Annotated in this window: 20 protein-coding genes; 1 reads left to right on the forward strand and 19 read right to left on the reverse strand. The window is 41.8% G+C overall.

What is annotated here, in order from left to right; translation table 11 throughout:
* Positions 1–24 precede the first annotated feature (24 nt).
* The 10 genes from panD to ACP69X_RS11000 all read right to left on the reverse strand — a co-directional run bounded on the left by panD (position 25) and on the right by ACP69X_RS11000 (position 7,872).
* Positions 25–408, reverse strand: coding sequence for an aspartate 1-decarboxylase (gene panD, locus ACP69X_RS10955; protein ID WP_024422780.1), 384 nt, complete (start codon positions 406–408; stop codon positions 25–27).
* Positions 401–1,267: a pantoate--beta-alanine ligase gene (gene panC / locus ACP69X_RS10960; protein WP_041085858.1), complete on the reverse strand. Its 867-nt coding sequence runs from the start codon at positions 1,265–1,267 to the stop codon at positions 401–403. Before panC ends, panD begins: the two co-directional genes overlap by 8 nt.
* Complete coding sequence (panB, locus tag ACP69X_RS10965; protein ID WP_024422781.1) at positions 1,264–2,103, reverse strand: 3-methyl-2-oxobutanoate hydroxymethyltransferase; 840 nt, start codon at positions 2,101–2,103, stop codon at positions 1,264–1,266. Before panB ends, panC begins: the two co-directional genes overlap by 4 nt.
* Positions 2,104–2,300: 197 nt before the next feature.
* Positions 2,301–3,284, reverse strand: a complete 984-nt coding sequence (locus ACP69X_RS10970; protein ID WP_041085859.1) for a biotin--[acetyl-CoA-carboxylase] ligase — start codon at positions 3,282–3,284, stop codon at positions 2,301–2,303.
* Positions 3,257–4,459, reverse strand: coding sequence for a CCA tRNA nucleotidyltransferase (locus tag ACP69X_RS10975; protein WP_075611561.1), 1,203 nt, complete (start codon positions 4,457–4,459; stop codon positions 3,257–3,259). The genes ACP69X_RS10970 and ACP69X_RS10975 overlap by 28 nt, the downstream gene beginning before the upstream one ends.
* On the reverse strand, positions 4,452–5,597 hold the full coding sequence (gene bshA / locus ACP69X_RS10980; protein WP_058837946.1) for an N-acetyl-alpha-D-glucosaminyl L-malate synthase BshA: 1,146 nt from the start codon (positions 5,595–5,597) through the stop codon (positions 4,452–4,454). Before bshA ends, ACP69X_RS10975 begins: the two co-directional genes overlap by 8 nt.
* Positions 5,598–5,599: 2 nt before the next feature.
* On the reverse strand, positions 5,600–6,304 hold the full coding sequence (bshB1, locus tag ACP69X_RS10985; RefSeq protein WP_064497524.1) for a bacillithiol biosynthesis deacetylase BshB1: 705 nt from the start codon (positions 6,302–6,304) through the stop codon (positions 5,600–5,602).
* Positions 6,291–6,710 (reverse strand): methylglyoxal synthase, encoded by a 420-nt coding sequence (gene mgsA / locus ACP69X_RS10990; RefSeq protein WP_024422786.1) that lies wholly within the window; start codon positions 6,708–6,710, stop codon positions 6,291–6,293. Before mgsA ends, bshB1 begins: the two co-directional genes overlap by 14 nt.
* A 17-nt stretch (positions 6,711–6,727) precedes the next feature.
* Complete coding sequence (dapB, locus tag ACP69X_RS10995) at positions 6,728–7,531, reverse strand: 4-hydroxy-tetrahydrodipicolinate reductase (RefSeq protein WP_338527484.1); 804 nt, start codon at positions 7,529–7,531, stop codon at positions 6,728–6,730.
* 5 nt (positions 7,532–7,536) lie between these two features.
* Positions 7,537–7,872, reverse strand: a complete 336-nt coding sequence (locus ACP69X_RS11000) for a nucleotide pyrophosphohydrolase (protein WP_024422788.1) — start codon at positions 7,870–7,872, stop codon at positions 7,537–7,539.
* Positions 7,873–8,009: 137 nt separating this feature from the next.
* Between ACP69X_RS11000 and ACP69X_RS11005 the strand changes: the two genes are divergently transcribed.
* Positions 8,010–8,882, forward strand: coding sequence for a YitT family protein (locus tag ACP69X_RS11005; RefSeq protein WP_024422789.1), 873 nt, complete (start codon positions 8,010–8,012; stop codon positions 8,880–8,882).
* 29 nt (positions 8,883–8,911) lie between these two features.
* Here ACP69X_RS11005 and ypjB read toward each other — a convergent pair whose 3' ends face one another.
* The 9 genes from ypjB to aroA form a co-directional block, all read right to left on the reverse strand.
* Positions 8,912–9,715: a sporulation protein YpjB gene (ypjB, locus tag ACP69X_RS11010; protein WP_034280441.1), complete on the reverse strand. Its 804-nt coding sequence runs from the start codon at positions 9,713–9,715 to the stop codon at positions 8,912–8,914.
* 65 nt (positions 9,716–9,780) lie between these two features.
* Positions 9,781–10,374 carry a DUF1405 domain-containing protein gene (locus tag ACP69X_RS11015; protein ID WP_041085871.1) on the reverse strand — a complete coding sequence of 198 codons (594 nt, stop codon included), beginning with the start codon at positions 10,372–10,374 and terminating at the stop codon, positions 9,781–9,783.
* A 100-nt stretch (positions 10,375–10,474) separates the two neighbouring features.
* Positions 10,475–11,242 carry a menaquinol-cytochrome c reductase cytochrome b/c subunit gene (locus ACP69X_RS11020; protein ID WP_039179522.1) on the reverse strand — a complete coding sequence of 256 codons (768 nt, stop codon included), beginning with the start codon at positions 11,240–11,242 and terminating at the stop codon, positions 10,475–10,477.
* Between the two features lie 41 nt (positions 11,243–11,283).
* Entirely contained in the window at positions 11,284–11,958 is a 675-nt protein-coding gene (qcrB, locus tag ACP69X_RS11025; RefSeq protein ID WP_003215804.1) for a menaquinol-cytochrome c reductase cytochrome b subunit, read from the reverse strand.
* A 2-nt stretch (positions 11,959–11,960) separates the two neighbouring features.
* Positions 11,961–12,467 (reverse strand): ubiquinol-cytochrome c reductase iron-sulfur subunit, encoded by a 507-nt coding sequence (locus tag ACP69X_RS11030; protein WP_007500911.1) that lies wholly within the window; start codon positions 12,465–12,467, stop codon positions 11,961–11,963.
* 144 nt (positions 12,468–12,611) lie between these two features.
* Complete coding sequence (locus ACP69X_RS11035; RefSeq protein WP_041085875.1) at positions 12,612–13,058, reverse strand: YpiF family protein; 447 nt, start codon at positions 13,056–13,058, stop codon at positions 12,612–12,614.
* 61 nt (positions 13,059–13,119) lie between these two features.
* Positions 13,120–13,659: a ReoY family proteolytic degradation factor gene (locus ACP69X_RS11040; protein ID WP_008344562.1), complete on the reverse strand. Its 540-nt coding sequence runs from the start codon at positions 13,657–13,659 to the stop codon at positions 13,120–13,122.
* Positions 13,660–13,734: 75 nt separating this feature from the next.
* A complete protein-coding gene (locus tag ACP69X_RS11045; protein ID WP_058837950.1) occupies positions 13,735–15,006 on the reverse strand; it encodes a tetratricopeptide repeat protein in 1,272 nt (423 codons plus the stop codon).
* A gap of 280 nt (positions 15,007–15,286) precedes the next feature.
* Complete coding sequence (gene aroA, locus ACP69X_RS11050; protein WP_041085880.1) at positions 15,287–16,573, reverse strand: 3-phosphoshikimate 1-carboxyvinyltransferase; 1,287 nt, start codon at positions 16,571–16,573, stop codon at positions 15,287–15,289.
* Position 16,574 lies beyond the last annotated feature (1 nt).

Consider the following 16,574-nt stretch of genomic DNA (forward strand, 5'->3'; position numbering starts at 1 on the left):
TGTTCTGTTTCTACGGAGCTTGCGTTATAAAATCGTTCTCGCAGGCTCTTGCCCAATCATTTGTTCAATTTGATTTTGTTTATTTAACACGACCACTTTTGGTGTATGAGTCTTTGCTTCTTCTTCTGACAGCATCCCATAAGCAATAATAATGACTTCATCCCCTGGCTGAACCAATCTCGCCGCCGCACCATTTAGACAAATGACACCGCTCTTTCTTTCGCCAGGAATAATATATGTTTCAAGTCTTGCGCCATTATGATTATTGACAATTTGTACTTTCTCATTTGCCATCATACCTGCCGCATCAAGTAAATCTTCGTCAATTGTAATACTTCCCACATAATGTAAGTTTGCTTCTGTTACCGTCGCTTTATGAAGCTTAGATGTCATAAAGGTTCTATACATGTTTTTCACCGCTTTCAGGAACATGGAAAATCACATTATCAATCAGTCTTGCCCGTGAAAATTTCACCGCAATCGCCATAATGACTTGACCTGCCAACTGCTCAAGTGGCTCAAGTTCTGGATATGAGTAGATCTCAATATAATCAATTTCTCCGCTCGTCTGAACAAGTTCCTCTTCAATCAGCTGATACACACGACTGACATCACGCTCACCTTTTTCAACAGCTAACCGTCCTTTTTTTAATGCGCGGTATAAAGCGGGTGCTTCTTGTCTTTCTTTTTCTGACAAGTACACATTCCTTGAACTTTTCGCTAAACCATCTTCTTCTCTGACTGTTGGTACAGATACAAGGTGAAGATCAAAGAAGAAATCCTTGATCATCGCATCGATCACAGCGACTTGCTGTGCATCCTTTAGACCAAAATAGACATTTGTTGGTGACACAAGATGAAACAGCTTTGTAAGCACAGTGACAACGCCGTCAAAATGTCCTGGACGTTTTTTTCCGCATAAGACATCCGTCCGCTTTTGAACCGTCATCGTAATAGATGGATCATTTTGGTACATTTCTTTCACATCAGGTGTAAATAAAATGTCCACTCCTGCTGCTTCTGCAAGACGCTGGTCTCTTTCCATATCCCTTGGATAGGATTCAAAGTCTTCATTTGGTCCAAATTGCAAAGGATTGACAAAAATACTCATCACGACAATATCATTTTGACCTCTTGCCTCTTTCGCAAGCGTCAGATGTCCTTCATGAAGAAAGCCCATCGTCGGAACAAAGCCGATTGTATGCTGCTTTTTTTGATGCTGCTTGATTAATTCTTTTAGCTCGTGAATATGGGTGACAACGTTCATTTTTTGATTCCCCCATATAAACCATCAAGGACTTCTTCTTTGATATGAAACGTGTGCATGTCCTCTGGAAATGTGCGTGCTTTTACTTCTTTCGTATATTGAATGAGCGCTTCTTCTAAAACAGTATCAATTTGCGCGTATTGTTTCACAAACTTAGGTGTTCTAGACACCCCGTAACCTACCACATCATGGTAAACAAGAACTTGTCCGTCTGCCTCAGCTCCTGCACCAATTCCGATCACAGGAATCTTCAGCATGTCGGTAATTCGTTTTGTCAGTTCGCCAGGTACGCATTCCAACACAAGCGCGATTGCACCAGCTTCCTCACATTTCAAGCTGTCTTCAATCAATTTTTGAGCACTTTCGTGGTCTTTTCCTTGCACCTTATACCCGCCAAGTACACCAACTGATTGAGGTGTGAGGCCTAAATGACTGACGACAGGAATGCCGCCTCTTGTTAGAGCTTGAATGGATTCAAACACTCCATCTCCGCCTTCTAGCTTTAAGGCATCGGCACCGCTTTCTTGCATGATGCGTGCTGCATTTTTCATTGTTTCTTCTAACGAATAATGGTAAGACATAAATGGCATATCAGTCACAACAAATGTGTCTTTTGCGCCTCTTTTCACTGCTTTTGTGTGATGGATCATATCATCCATCGTGACTTGAACTGTGGAATCTAGTCCAAGTACAACCATCCCAAGTGAATCACCAACTAAGATCATGTCGACTTCCGCTTTTTCCGCTTGCTTTGCAGCTGGATAGTCGTATGCGGTCAGCATCACAATAGGTTCATTTTGTTCTTTCATTTTGAAAAAATCTAGCTTTGTCTTCATTTGTTCCTCCTCATTCTGGAGAGGAGATGGCTTGCCTCACATCACATGCTTTGATTTCTCATGTGCGGCGAATCATCCCTCTGTCCAAGTCCCTTAGGATCAAGGCAGAAATTTATCAAATTTTTCTTCCTAACAGGTACAGTTCTTTGCAGATACTGCCCACACGAAGTATATCAAAAATGTGCCGGGTGTTCCACTCAAGTTGACTTGATCTCAATGTCTGCGGAGTAGATTTTTTGGATACCGTCCTCCGTTTCAAGCAATAAAACACCTTCTTCATTGATTCCAAGCGCCTTCCCCGAATATTGCCCATTGACGGTGCGGGCAACAATACGTTGACCGATCGTCATCGCAAACGATTCCCATAGTTGTTTAATCGGCGCAAATCCTTGCTGCATATAATCATCATACCTTTTTTCAAAGGTGGACATGATCTGTTGTATGAGTGCAGCCCGATCCACTTTTTCGTTCAGTTCCATTCGCAGACTTGTGGCGACGTCCTTTAGTTCATCTGGGAAGTCATCAGCTGTTTGGTTCACATTTATGCCCGGTCCAATAATGACCGCATGAACCTGGTCAGCTTCTGCTTTTAATTCAGTCAGAATACCAACGACCTTTTTTCCATTCAACAAAATATCATTTGGCCATTTAATAGATGGAGTGAGTCCTGTTTGCTGCGCAATCGCTTCAGCGATGGCTACAGATGCCAAAAGCGTCATTTGCGGCGCTTTATAGAGCGGGATCTCAGGCCGGAGAATGAGACTCATCCAAATGCCTGTCCCATTTGGTGAATGCCACGTTCTTTGAAGACGCCCTTTTCCGTCTGTCTGGTGATCGCTGACAACGATCGTGCCGTGGGGCGCACCTTCATTTACAAGATCATGGGCAATCAGCTGAGTTGAAGCGACTTCTTTCTGAAAGTAAATATGCCTGCCAAAGCTCTCTGTTTCAAGACCAAACAGAATTTCGTCCTCACTAATTTTGTCCGGTTTACGAAGCAGACGGTATCCTTTTCTTCTGACCGCTTCTACCTCATACCCCTCTTTTCGCAAATCCTCCATATGCTTCCATACAGCCGTTCGGGAGCAGCCAAGCTCATCACAAATTTGCTGACTTGAGACAAAATCCTGGCTGGATGCTGTAAATAGTTCAATTAATCGTTTTCTAATTGCGGATCGCATGCTTTAAGCCACTCCTCTATGGCTTCTTTTCGGTTTTCTAAACGGTTTTGCAAAACAGCTTTTTTCACAAAATGAAGCTCTTCTGCAATCCATTTCCCAGACGTCTTTTGCCGAAAGGCCATTAAATCTTTTCCTGAAACAGCGAGGTCTTGGAGCTTTTTAATCGGCAGTGCATCATAAGAACGCTTCGCTGCCTCCAGCTCATCAAAGAAAATGCGGCGTTCATGTTTTAGCTGCGTGATCTTCAAACTAGATAAGAGCACGTGTTCACCAGCTTCAAACATGTTTTCCGCATCCCAGTCACAATCAACGTATTTACTAATAGCTATTGCGCCTTTCAAAAGCTTCGTTGACAGCTTCCATTCTTTTAAGAAGACCGCAGCCTCCGCTTCATCTAGGCCAAGCAAATGGATACAAGCCCCCCATACCTCTTCTAGTCCATCCAGCAAGTAATATGGAAAGGTTTGAAAGGATTCGTGAAGACGATCCTCTTTGAGACCTGGTAATTCTTCATATAACCTAGTTGAGATGAGCACTTGAATGGCCTGCTCACAATGACGGCCTTTTAAAAGCTTCTCCATTTCAATCTTTTTGCGCTCAACCGATATGTTGGCAAGCAGATGCTTATCTTTTTTCATAGCTTCAGCCGTCTCATCAGCGAGCTCAAAGCCAAGCTGGCTTAAAAAACGGACAGCTCTCATCATGCGAAGCGCATCTTCTTGAAAGCGGCACGCAGGATCTCCTACGGTTTGAATTCGTTTCCGCTTAATATCCTGTTTACCACCTACATAATCAATGATTTCCCCGTTTATATCCATGGCCATCGCATTAATCGTTAAATCTCTTCTTAAAAGATCTTCCTTAAGCGACTTGATAAACGCCACTTCTTTCGGTCTGCGAAAATCTTCATATTCTGATTCCGTTCGAAATGTCGTGACCTCATAGCTAACACCCTCATGTAAAACAATGACAGTGCCATGCTCCTTACCGACATCTACTGTTTTTTCAAATAAGGACTCAACCTTATCAGGTATTGCATCTGTCGCAATATCGATATCGCCGATTTCCCGTCCTAATAGAACATCTCTCACCGCTCCGCCGACAAAGTAAGCCTGATGCCCATGTTCGTGCAGTGTATGTAATATAGGGATCGCATGTGTGAATGGTTCATTCATCTTCAACATCACCTTCGATCAATTCTAGGTAAAGCTTTTCATATTCACTCACAATCTTTTCAGAGGAGAATTGAGCCTGAACACTAGACTGAGCTGCCGCTGACACTTTTTCATGAAGCGCTTCGTCTTTTAGCAGAGACACTGCGTGCTTTGCTGCTCCGTCTATATCGCCGAGTGGGACAAGAAACCCTGTTTCTCCATGTGTAATGACCTCTGGAATACCTCCGACATCCGTTCCGATACAAGGGACACCGCATGCCATTGCTTCAAGAAGCACAAGCCCAAAGCTCTCCTTCTCTGAAAGAAGCAGCTTCAGATCACTTATTGAATAAAGCTCCTCAACCTTCTCTTGCTTGCCTAAAAACAACACGCGGTCTGTCAATCCCAATTTTTTCACAAGTTCGCATACGACCGATTTTTCAGGACCATCACCAATGAGCAGCAGCTTTGCCTGCACCTGTTCAGAAATCTTTTGAAACACATGAATCACATCATGCACCCGTTTCACTTTTCGAAAGTTTGATACATGGATGATGACCTTTTCGTTCGGTAAAAGACCATAATGTGTCTTTAACAAATCGTGATCTTCACGCAAATACACCCGTTCATCAACAAAATTATGAATCGTATCAATCTTTTTATCTGGTTTGATGAGATCGTACGTCTGCGCAGCTAATGAATGCGACACAGCCGTCACACGATCCGATGATTCGATGGCGAACCGAATGACTTCCTTTAATGATGGATCATAGCCTAAAACCGTAATATCCGTTCCGTGAAGCGTCGTAACGACTTTCACAGAGTGTCCAGTCATTTGTTTGGCTAAAAACGCACAGACAGCGTGCGGGACCGCATAATGCGCGTGAATAATATCAAGCTTTTCTCGTTTTGCAACTTCTGCCAATTTACTTGCCAGCGCAAGGTCATAAGGCGGATATTGAAAAACAGCATATTGATTCACATCCACCTCATGAAAATAAATATTCGGATATACTTTATTAAGCCTAAACGGAATGCTAGAGGTAATGAAATGAACATCGTGCCCTTTTTCAGCTAAACGTTTTCCAAGCTCCGTGGCTATAATGCCCGATCCGCCGACACTTGGATAACATGTAATTCCGACCTTCAGTTTTTTCATAATTACCCCCCAAGTAAGTCATCGTCCATCAAAAGTGGTTTCTTTGTGATAAACCCTTCTGCATAAGCTTTGTTGACTTCTCTTCCATACATAGACTCTCTCATTTTGACAAAATCAATATAACCGTTCACAAGAGGTGTCTCTACTGAATTTGCCGATTTAACAAATTGACTTTTATACGCATGCAAGCTATCAATTTTTTGGTGCATTTCCTCAGAAATATCGATCACAAAATCTGGACGATGGTGCCCATTAATCATGTAATAATACATTTGGCTTATTTTATGCGCTGGCTGCTTGTATGAATCTTCAAATTTATGTATACCTGCAGAAAAAGCGGCCTCTTCTACAAGTGAGCCCGCATGACCATGATCTGGATGCCGATCTTGGTGGTGCGGAGCGAAAATCAGTTTCGGTTTGTATGTTCGAATCACGCCCGCAATTTCCTTCATCGCTTCGTCATTTAGATACAGCCCTCTATCTGGCAGTGTAAGCTGAATTCTCGCTCTGACACCTAAAATAGCGGCGGCGGCTTTTGCTTCTTCTTTGCGGCTCTCTACTGTTCCATTTGAAGATAATTCGGCCTGGGTCAAGTCGCAAATCCCGACGCGCGCCCCTTTTTTTACGTATTTTGCAATCGTTCCGCCCATTCCGATCTCTACATCATCGCTATGGGCACCGAATGCAAGGATATCAAGTCGTTTCATTTGTTCCTCCGTTTTTTGCTACATCTCGAAAATCAAACGTACCTTTATTTAAATTTCTGACTAAAATTTCAGCAGTTCCCATATTGGTGGCTAATGGAATGGTATACACATCGCAAAGCCGGATGAGTGCAGATACATCCGGTTCATGCGGCTGCGCAGTTAGCGGGTCTCTAAAAAAGAGCACAAGATCCATTGCATTATCAGCAATTAAAGCACCGATCTGCTGATCTCCCCCAAGTGGTCCTGACTGGAAACGATGAATGGGAAGCCCCGTCGCTTCTTTCACTCTCAAACCTGTTGTCCCTGTTGCGTAAAGTGTATGATCTGCCAAAATATCACGGTACGCAGTGGTAAACTGAATCATGTCACTTTTTTTCTTATCATGAGCGATTAAAGCAATGTTCATCAGGAATCCACTCCTTATTAGTCGATGATATTTTCTAAACCATAAACGAGCTGATCAATGTGCATGACCTGCTCTACTGAAAGCTTCACGCCTGACATAAAGGATGCACGGTTATAAGAATCATGACGAATGGTGAGCGTCTGTCCGTCCATTCCAAACAGCACTTCTTGATGTGCAATCATGCCAGGAAGTCTCACGCTGTGCAGACGGATACCATCATAATCTGCTCCTCGTGCACCTTCGATCAATTCTTTCTCTTCTGGATGTCCCTGTTTTTTGCTTTCTCTTACTTCTGAAATCATTTCAGCCGTTTTTAAGCCCGTACCGCTTGGGGCATCTAGTTTTTTATCATGGTGAAGCTCAATGATTTCAACGTCAGGAAAATAATTCGCTGCCATTTTGGCAAATTTCATCATTAAGACCGCACCGACAGCAAAGTTTGGTGCAATAATACAGCCTATGCCCTTTTCTTCTGTTAATTGCTGAAGCTCTTTTAGGTCATCTTCTGAAAATCCAGTTGTTCCGACGACTGGACGCACGCCATGTTCAAGTGCTTTTTTTGTATGTACTTTCCCGATTTCTGGTGTTGTTAAATCAATTAATACATCTGGTGCTGTTTCTGAAAGACACACATCAATATCCGTATAAATTGGCGCATGAGATGTCGTATGAATCACATCAGATAATTTTTTTCCTTCATGCGCGTGATCAAGTGCTGCCACCAGCTCAAAATGGCCTGTTTCTTCCGCCAGCTTCACAGCCTCTATCCCCATTCTTCCTCTTGCTCCAGCGATTACTACTTTGATGGTTTCGTTCGTCATCGTCTCTACTTCCCTTCTTTTTTCGTCCAGCGGTCTTTATCTCTTGTGTTGAATTTATGCATCACACGATCATGTGCTTCTTCTAGTGAAATATCAAGTGAATTAGCGAGGCATGTTAACACAAACAAAACATCACCAATTTCTTCTTCCATGCTTTTTTCTGTTTCCGTTGTTTTTTTCGGCTTTTCTCCATAGTAATGGTTAACCTCTCTTGCCAGCTCTCCCAATTCTTCTGTCAGACGGGCCATCATGGCAAGCGGGCTGAAATAGCCTTCTTTAAATTGTCCTATGTAATCATCTACTTCTTGCTGCACGTGACGCAGCGTTTTTTCTTTCGTCATGAAGCTCATCCTCCTATCCATCTCTTACATGTTAGCGAAATCATAAATATTTGACAAATGTTTAAGACTCAGTTTGCTTGTTTCTCTCCCATACCATATAATATTATCGCTGTCTAAGCAAAAAAAGGAGTGATCTCTTGCTAAAAGAAATTCGTCTTAAAAATATCGTATTTATTTTAATAGGATCTGCGATTTTTTCTTTCGGTCTTGTTCATTTTAATATGCAGAACAATTTGGCGGAAGGCGGATTTACAGGTATTACACTGCTTTTATATTTTCTATTTCACATTGACCCATCTATTTCAAACCTTGTCTTAAACATTCCGATCTTTTTTATTGGCTGGAAAATGCTCGGCAGAACGATGTTTACTTATACAATTGTAGGCACAGTCAGTCTTTCTGTCTTTCTTGCCATCTTCCAGCGCTTTCAAATACATATGCCTCTCCAGCACGATTTAGCCTTAGCCGCCCTCTTTGCAGGTGTGTTTATCGGAACAGGCCTCGGGATCATCTTTAAATTCGGCGGTACAACAGGCGGTGTGGACATCATTGCAAGACTGATCAACAAGCATTATCAGGTGGCCATGGGACGAACAATGTTCATCTTCGACGCATGCGTCATTACCATTTCTCTTACCTACTTAAATTATAAAGAAGCGATGTATACACTTGTCGCAGTATTTGTAGCTGCGAAGGTCATTGACTTCATGCAAGAAGGCGCTTACGCTGCCAAAGGCGCCATGATTATCTCTGAAAAAGATGACATCATTCAAAAGAAAATCACGGATGAAATGGAGCGCGGTGTCACCATCTTAAAAGGGGTCGGTTCCTATACGAAGCAGGAGCGCAACGTCCTTTATTGCGTCGTTCCAAAAAACGAGCTTGTCCACCTCAAAAGCGTCGTGACCTCAGTCGATCCTCATGCGTTCGTATCAGTCAGTGACGTGCATGATGTACTCGGTGAAGGCTTTACATTAGATGAACACAAAAAGCCGCTCAACCCGCATTAAAAAAGAAGCACCAGTTTTGGGCTTCTTTTTTATGATTTAGGATAATCCGCCTGACGTTTTTGCTTCTTTTCTTTTTCAGCACGATATTTCCGAAATCCAACATACGTTAACGTTAGTAAAATGATACTCCCGGTTGTTAAGATGACCCATAAAAGCGATGGATCAGCTTCATCTTCATCGACGTGAGCAAACACACTCGATAAATCCTCTTCCAGCTTCGTGAGACGTTCAAGCTTTGTCCCACTTGATGCTTTTAAAAATTCACCTTGCTCAATCACTTCCATGTGCTGCTTAATCGTCTGGAGCTTTTCAGGCGAAATATCAATGGTTAAACTCGGATAGATCATATCGTATAAAGAAACCAGCTCATTCCAAGTTTCATAAAATGTCGTTGATTCTGGATCTTTCACTTCTTTTTTCAAAGTAGGAAAAGACCCCATAATGGGCTTCTCGAGCGAACCCCAAAGAGGCTCAGAATCCGACTGAATCGCATCAAGCAGCATTCTAAATTGAGAAGCATAACGAAGCTTTTCGCGCTCATTCAATTCTTCCTGCGGCAGCCCTTTTATCATATCTTGATAGCCAAGTGTAATTTGCCGAATCTGCGTATTCGTCAAAGTTCCACGCCAATTCTCAGCTTTAAATGTCTTTTCAACATACAATGCGACTTGTAATGCCTCATCATATTTAGCTTGTCTCGTTAATTGAAAGATGGAATCTGATAGTTCCGTTAATTCTTGCAGCGTGTTAGCAGCTGTTTCCTCACCTTTGGCAACAGCCGGATGTAATACGAGAAAAAATAATAGAATCATCGCGATTGGCTTTCGTTTCATGCAAGTCCCTCCTAGCCCTTCTCCATACAGCGTATGAAGAAAAGGACAAGGTTAGACCAACATTGTTAAGGGAGTTCCAGCTTGACCGATTTTTTCGATAGAACGAGATAATACGAAACAAGAAGAACCGCGATACTTAACCAAAACGTCGCATAGCCGATCTCGTTTGAATAGGCAGACAGCATAGAATAACGCGGCATCATACCAAATACATAATCAATCACATCGTTATGTAAAATCCAAATTCCCGCTACCACGAGGTGACGCATTTGAAAACGATAATACGGCGCAAACAATACAGCCTGAACCGCCATCGCAAAGTGAGACCCAATCAGCATGTAGCCTTCCCACGGAAAATCATCAACAGATAAAAGCACAAAGATATTCATTCCTACCGCCCATAGCCCATATTTAATCAAGGTCACAAGAGCAAGTGCTTCAAAATAAGGAGCATTTCGTTTCATCAAAAACGCAAGTAATACAAATAAAAAGAAAAAGCTGGCCGTTGGACTGTCTGGTACAAAAGCTAAAAAGACAGCCGGCGTCTCTACGAGCTGCGGAATATACCAATAGTATCCATAAACAGTGCCAAGGAAATTGATCATAAGCACCAGCACAAGTATGTAGCGCGTCGCTAGCAAATATTGAATCCATCTCATATGTCTCTTCACTCACGATCTGTTAAAATCAGAAAAAAGCTGACAGCGCCAGCTTTTTCTCTTTTGAGTATATCCTTGTACTTGCATTTAAACAACTGAATTATTTTGATTTGACCTCAGATAAATATTTAGAGAGCTTCTCGAGTTCTTCATCACTACCTTTAAAGACACCCTTAGGCATGTTGCCTTTTCCTTCTACAGCGATTTTAGCAATCTCCTCAGGCGAAAGGCCGTTGTCAACGAGTGACGGTCCGGCTGCTCCGCCCTGCATGTTATCCCCGTGGCAGGAGATACATGTTTGCTCTTGATAAATTTTATACTCTTCAGCCGAAGTATCAATCTCTGCTTCTTTCTTAATCTCGCCTTGTTTTGCCGCTGCTTCCCAATCATGGGTTGCAACAGACTCCCACGTTAAATATGTTGCTGCGCCGACTGCAAGGATCATCATCCCGACTGCAATTGGTCTTCTATACGGTCTGCGTTCTGGACCTGAATCAAGAAATGGCGCTAGCAAAAGTGCACCAAACGCGATTCCAGGCATAATCATCGCGCCAACGACAGTGAAGCTACCTGCAGCAAATTCATATTTTAATAACTGGTACAAAAATAGGAAATACCAGTCTGGCAGCGGAATATAGCCAGTATCTGTCGGATCAGCCATCCGCTCAAGCGGAGGCGCATGAACAACAGTTAGGACAAGAAATCCAATTAAAAAAACGGCACCTACAAGCCATTCCTTTAAAAGAAAGTTCGGCCAAAAGGCTTCTGTTTTTCCCGGATATTCGGAATAGTCTTTAGGTATGTTAGGTTTTCTTTCTGCCGGTATCCTGGAATCTCCGACAAACTTCATCCCTTTTCCCCTATGCAAAGTCATCCCCTCCTCATTGAACATTCATCAAACGCAACATTTTATAGCGGTCCAGAAATTCCTTGCTTACGAATCATAATAAAGTGGGCAGCCATCAGCCCAAATAATGCCGCTGGCAAGAAAAAGACGTGGATAGCGAAAAATCTCGTCAGCGTTTGTGCCCCTACAATGTCAGGATGACCTGCAAGCAGCGTTTTGATCTCTTTACCAATGAAAGGTGTTGCTTCTGCTATTTGAAGACCAACCTTCGTCGCAAACAGCGCCTTCATATCCCATGGTAAAAGATAACCTGTAAAACCAAGTCCAAGCATCACAAAGAAAATGAGCACTCCAACAATCCAGTTCAGCTCTCTAGGCTTTTTATACGCCCCTTGGAAAAAGACCCTTAGCGTATGTAAAAACATCATCACAATGACTAAACTCGCACCCCAGTGGTGCATTCCTCTGACAATCTGGCCAAATGCCACTTCATTTTGCAAATAGTAGACAGATTCCCAGGCATTTTTAATATCCGGCACGTAATACATCGTTAAAAACATGCCCGAAAGGACTTGAATGACTGTCACAAAAAACGTTAAACCGCCAAAACAATACACAAAAGCGGAGAAATGATGTGCTGGATTGACGTGCTCTGGCACCTCGTGATCCGCAATATCTCTCCATATCGGTGTAATGTCGAGCCGCTCATCTACCCAATCGTAAATCTTGTTAAGCATCGTTACCCTTCCCCTTTCGGCACAGCTTTTCCAAGATAGAGGTATCCGTCCTTCACTTGCTGCTTATAATGGTCAAGCGGTGCAAGCGGTGGAGTTCCGGGTACGTTTGTACCATCCTTGTCGTACAGCCCATAATGGCACGGGCAGAAAAATTTGTTTGGATTTTTCGGATCACTGTTCCAGTTCACTGTACATCCTAAATGTTTACAGATTGGCGATAAAGCGACAATTTCATCCCCTTCTTTGTACACCCATGCTGACCTAGATTCCTTTGACTCATACCATGCATCTACTTGATCAATTTTAAAGTCAAAGCGCTTCGGTTCCTTTGTCAGTTCATCTACACTGACAACTTGAACCATATCCTGATCCTCTGTTCCTTTAAGCACAGGGTCAAGCGCAAAGCGAACCATAGGCATGAGCATTCCAGCGGCCATAAATCCCCCCACGCCGGTCAACGTGTAATTCAAAAATTGACGCCTGGACACTCCATGTCTCTTCTCGCTCATTTTTTTCTCCCCCCCTCAGGTCGTCAGCTACTTTATAACTGAATTAGAAAAAATTTCATAAAACTAGGACACCCTCATAATATATCAATCTATTCACAAGGTCAACATCCTAAAAAGCTATGTACAATGCAAATGTAAGGGTTTTTATGAAGGGTTCCATTTTTGTAACAAAAAGTTCAAAATTTGTTCTACACTGTCTTGAATGACTTTTTGCTTTAATTCAACCTTCAAATGCTCCAGCGGAACCGGCTTGAGCAAAAATAGCGATTCGCTAATCTCAGCATGCTCTTTCCACTGGTGATCAGATGTGATCAGTGCGACATGCTGAAAATGATCTTTGAGCGACTGCTTCATTGTGAGTATGTCTTCTTGTTTCCGGTCACTCACTTCTAAATATGTATGTGGTGGAAAAAGAAAAACCCGTCCTTTTAATTGTCTTTCAAGTTCCTCTGCTACAAGAATAGTAAACTCTCCTAAAGACACGGTTTGTTTCATTTGATCTGCGTTAACCCCAACTAATGGAATGATAGCGGTATCAATGTAAGCTTTAGATTGCAAAAAGCGATCCGCGTCCTCTGCTTGAAACTTCATCAATTTCCCCTCTTTCATGACATAAGCCCTGCCTGTATAGGGCAAGGCTTATTCGTTCAGTTTATGACAATAGGCTTAATTCTTTTGCCAGCTTATTAAATGTTTCTTGATCATGGCGGTCAAGTGCTTCATCTATCTCTTTCATGAGCCGTTCTTTTTGGAAAGTTGCGATTGAGTGCTCAAGCACTTTCTCAGCAAGATCCTTATCTTTTTCGTTCTCATAAAGATCCTTCGGAATATGGGGATTTGTTTCAAGAACAGCTGCATATTCCGGCGAACGATAAGCAGAACGGAAATTCAATTGAATAAACAAATCCTGCTGTTTATTCAAACGAATATCATGAAATGACTTTTCAGCATCTGTCGTCATGATGTTTTCTTTATAAAATCTAAAGGGAACTTCATCCACACAGTGTGTTGACATGATGATTCCCCTTGGGCAAAATTCTGCTTGCTCTACAAAATGAACCTTTTCCATCAAAGAGTCGTGACTCATTAAATAATTTAATATCCAAACACACTCTCTTCGCTTTAGCTGATAATGGTTTAAGAACCACCGGATAAATTCCTTTTTTTCATTGACAGAAACAGGGGTCTGCATGTTATTCCCTCCTCTATCGTAAATTAAATTGCTATACATGAATTATTCAACAAACCAGTTCTTCATTCCTGCAAACTATAAGGAAATTTCGTCTTCAATTCTTAAAATTGTTTCTTCAATTTCTTCATTCGTGCCATCTTTCTCTAGAACTTTGCGTAATAACGGTAATGCTTCTTTTTGTCTGCCCTCTTCTAAAAGGAACGAAGCGTATTCATATAAAAAGTCACGTTCCTCATCAAAATCAGGCAGGGCAAGCTTGAAATACTCGGCAGCTTCTTTGTATTCTTCTCGCCCGACAGAAGCAGATGCTGCATACCAATTCCATTTTGGATCATCTTCCCCAAAGCTTTTAACCTCTTTAATAACATCTAGAATTTCATCAAACAGCTCTTCATTTAAATAGATCGCCAGCAATGTTTGAACTGCTTCAATATAACCCGGATCGAGAGCAAGTGCTTCTTGAAGCAGTTTTTTCGCATCTACTGAATCCCCATTTTTCAAATCAATCTTGGCACCATATAAATATAATTCTTTGTTATACTCATCAACTTTAATACCCTCTTTTACTACCTCTAAAGCCTCGTGATATAGTCCTTCTTCCTCATAACTTTTCGCTAAAGGCATATAAAGTGACGAATAGGACGGATCAATATCTTTCAGTTCTGTAAGCTGCTGAATGGCTGTTTTTGTTCTGCCAGCCCTCATCGCTGTAAATCCGTAGCCAAAAAGAGTGTTCGGGTCTGCTTGATCTTTTACTGCCTTTTCGTACCATTCAAGTGCATCCTCAAATTCTCCAGCTGTACTGAGCGATTCAGCGAGCCGCTGATACACATTGACACCGCCAACCTCATGCTGTTGATCTGCCACTTTGTAGAAAAAATCAGCCGCTTTCTTTGAAAGACCTTGAGAAAAATACAACTCACCTAATGCAAAATCGATGATAGCTTCATTCGGAAGTAGTTCTTTCGCTTTTAAAAGCTTTTGTTCACTGACTTCAAATAGTCCTTGCATCTGATACAAATCTGCCATTAACAATAAACTCTCTGGGTACGCATCATCATCTTCAGGAATCGTTTCTAATACTGCAATCGCCTTCTCTTCTTCATCAGAGTCAATCAGCAGCTCTGCATAAAAACACGTTAAACCTGTTTCCTCTGGATATAAATCATGTAAATCACTGATGAGATTCCGTGCTTTATCGATATCTCCCCAATCATAATATAATTGAGCCGCTTGCGCCTTTTCTTCATCATGCAAATGCTTCTCTGCTTGAGCAAGTGTTTGGAGTCCTTTTTCAGTCTCACCTGCCTCAACTAATTTTATCGCTTCTTGTAATGAACTATTCAAATCAAACCGTTCCTTTCTGTTTCCAAAAACCTAAACTATTGTTACTTCATATCATAATCGACAGGTGCACATCCAGCAAATATGTTGCTCTTTTAAAATGAACCCATTTTTGTGTTTTAAAGACTGTTTTTCATTTCATCCTATACGAAACTGATGATTTGTAAACTGCAGACACTATTTTTATCGGACAAAATGTTTTTTTTCAAGGTTTCACCTTGAGACAAGCTATGCTATATTTCTGTCAAATATGCAGAAGGAAAGAAAAAGCCTGAGGACATCCTCAGACTGTTTTCGTTAAATATTCAATGTGTTCAAAGAAATTCGGGTATGAGACACGAACAGCTTCTGTATCTTCAATCTCAATTGCTTGCTTTGTCACACATGCGGCAATTCCCAGCATCATACCGATACGGTGATCTCCGTAGCTTGAGACGACTGCACCGCCTTGAAGCGTAGTTTTACCATGAATCTTCATACCATCATCTGTTGCTTCAATATCAGCACCGAGTTTTTTAAGTTCTGATACGACTGTATCAATTCGATTGGTTTCTTTTACTTTTAACTCAGCAGCATCTTTAATGATTGTTGTTCCTTCTGCTTGGGTCGCAAGAAGCGCAATAATCGGAATTTCATCAATGAGTCTTGAAATCATGTCACCAGAAATTTCAATCCCTTTTAGTGATGAAGTAGAAATGGTTAAATCACCATATGGTTCTCCGCCTTTGGCATCTACTTCATTGATCTCAAGATTTGCACCCATAAGTTTCAGTACATCAATAATACCTGTTCTTGTTTTGTTTAGCCCGACATTTTTTAAGACAATCCGGCTATTAGGAACGATTGATCCAGCTACAAGGAAAAATGCAGCTGAAGAGATGTCTCCAGGAACAAATATATCTGTTGCTGTTAATGTTTGGCCGCCTTCAATGGAAACACTTTGTTCATCTTCATCTAGCTTTACACCAAACATAGAGAGCATTCTTTCTGTATGATCTCTTGATTTATGTGGTTCAATTAATGTCGTTGTGCCCTCTGCTTGCAGCCCAGCTAAAAGGACAGCCGACTTAATTTGTGCACTTGCCACCGGAGACTCATAAGTTATACCTTTTAAATGACCGCCACGAATAGACAGGGGTGTATACTCGCCATTTGCTCTGCCGTCTATTTTGGCTCCTAGTTGTTTAAGCGGAACCGTCACACGTTTCATTGGTCTTTTGGCAATACTCTCATCACCGATTAGTGTACTGTGAAACTCACAACCAGCTAATATCCCCATCATTAATCGGATGGTTGTACCAGAATTGCCAACATCGAGAATGTCAGACGGCTCCTTGAGCTCTTTCAGCCCCTTACCATGAATGACAACATCTGTCCCTTTTTGTTGAATTTCAACGCCCATCTTTCTAAAGCAATCAATCGTACTTAAACAATCAGCTCCAGGAAGAAAGTTTTTTACTACTGTGGTTCCATCAGCAATTGCACCAAACATCACTGATCTATGTGAAATAGATTTATCACCTGGGATATGAATTTCTCCATTCATAGGAGCATTTTTATGAATTTTCATG

The organism is Bacillus sp. DC4300-2b2, from assembly GCF_049895685.1.
GTDB classification, from domain to species: domain Bacteria; phylum Bacillota; class Bacilli; order Bacillales; family Bacillaceae; genus Bacillus; species Bacillus safensis.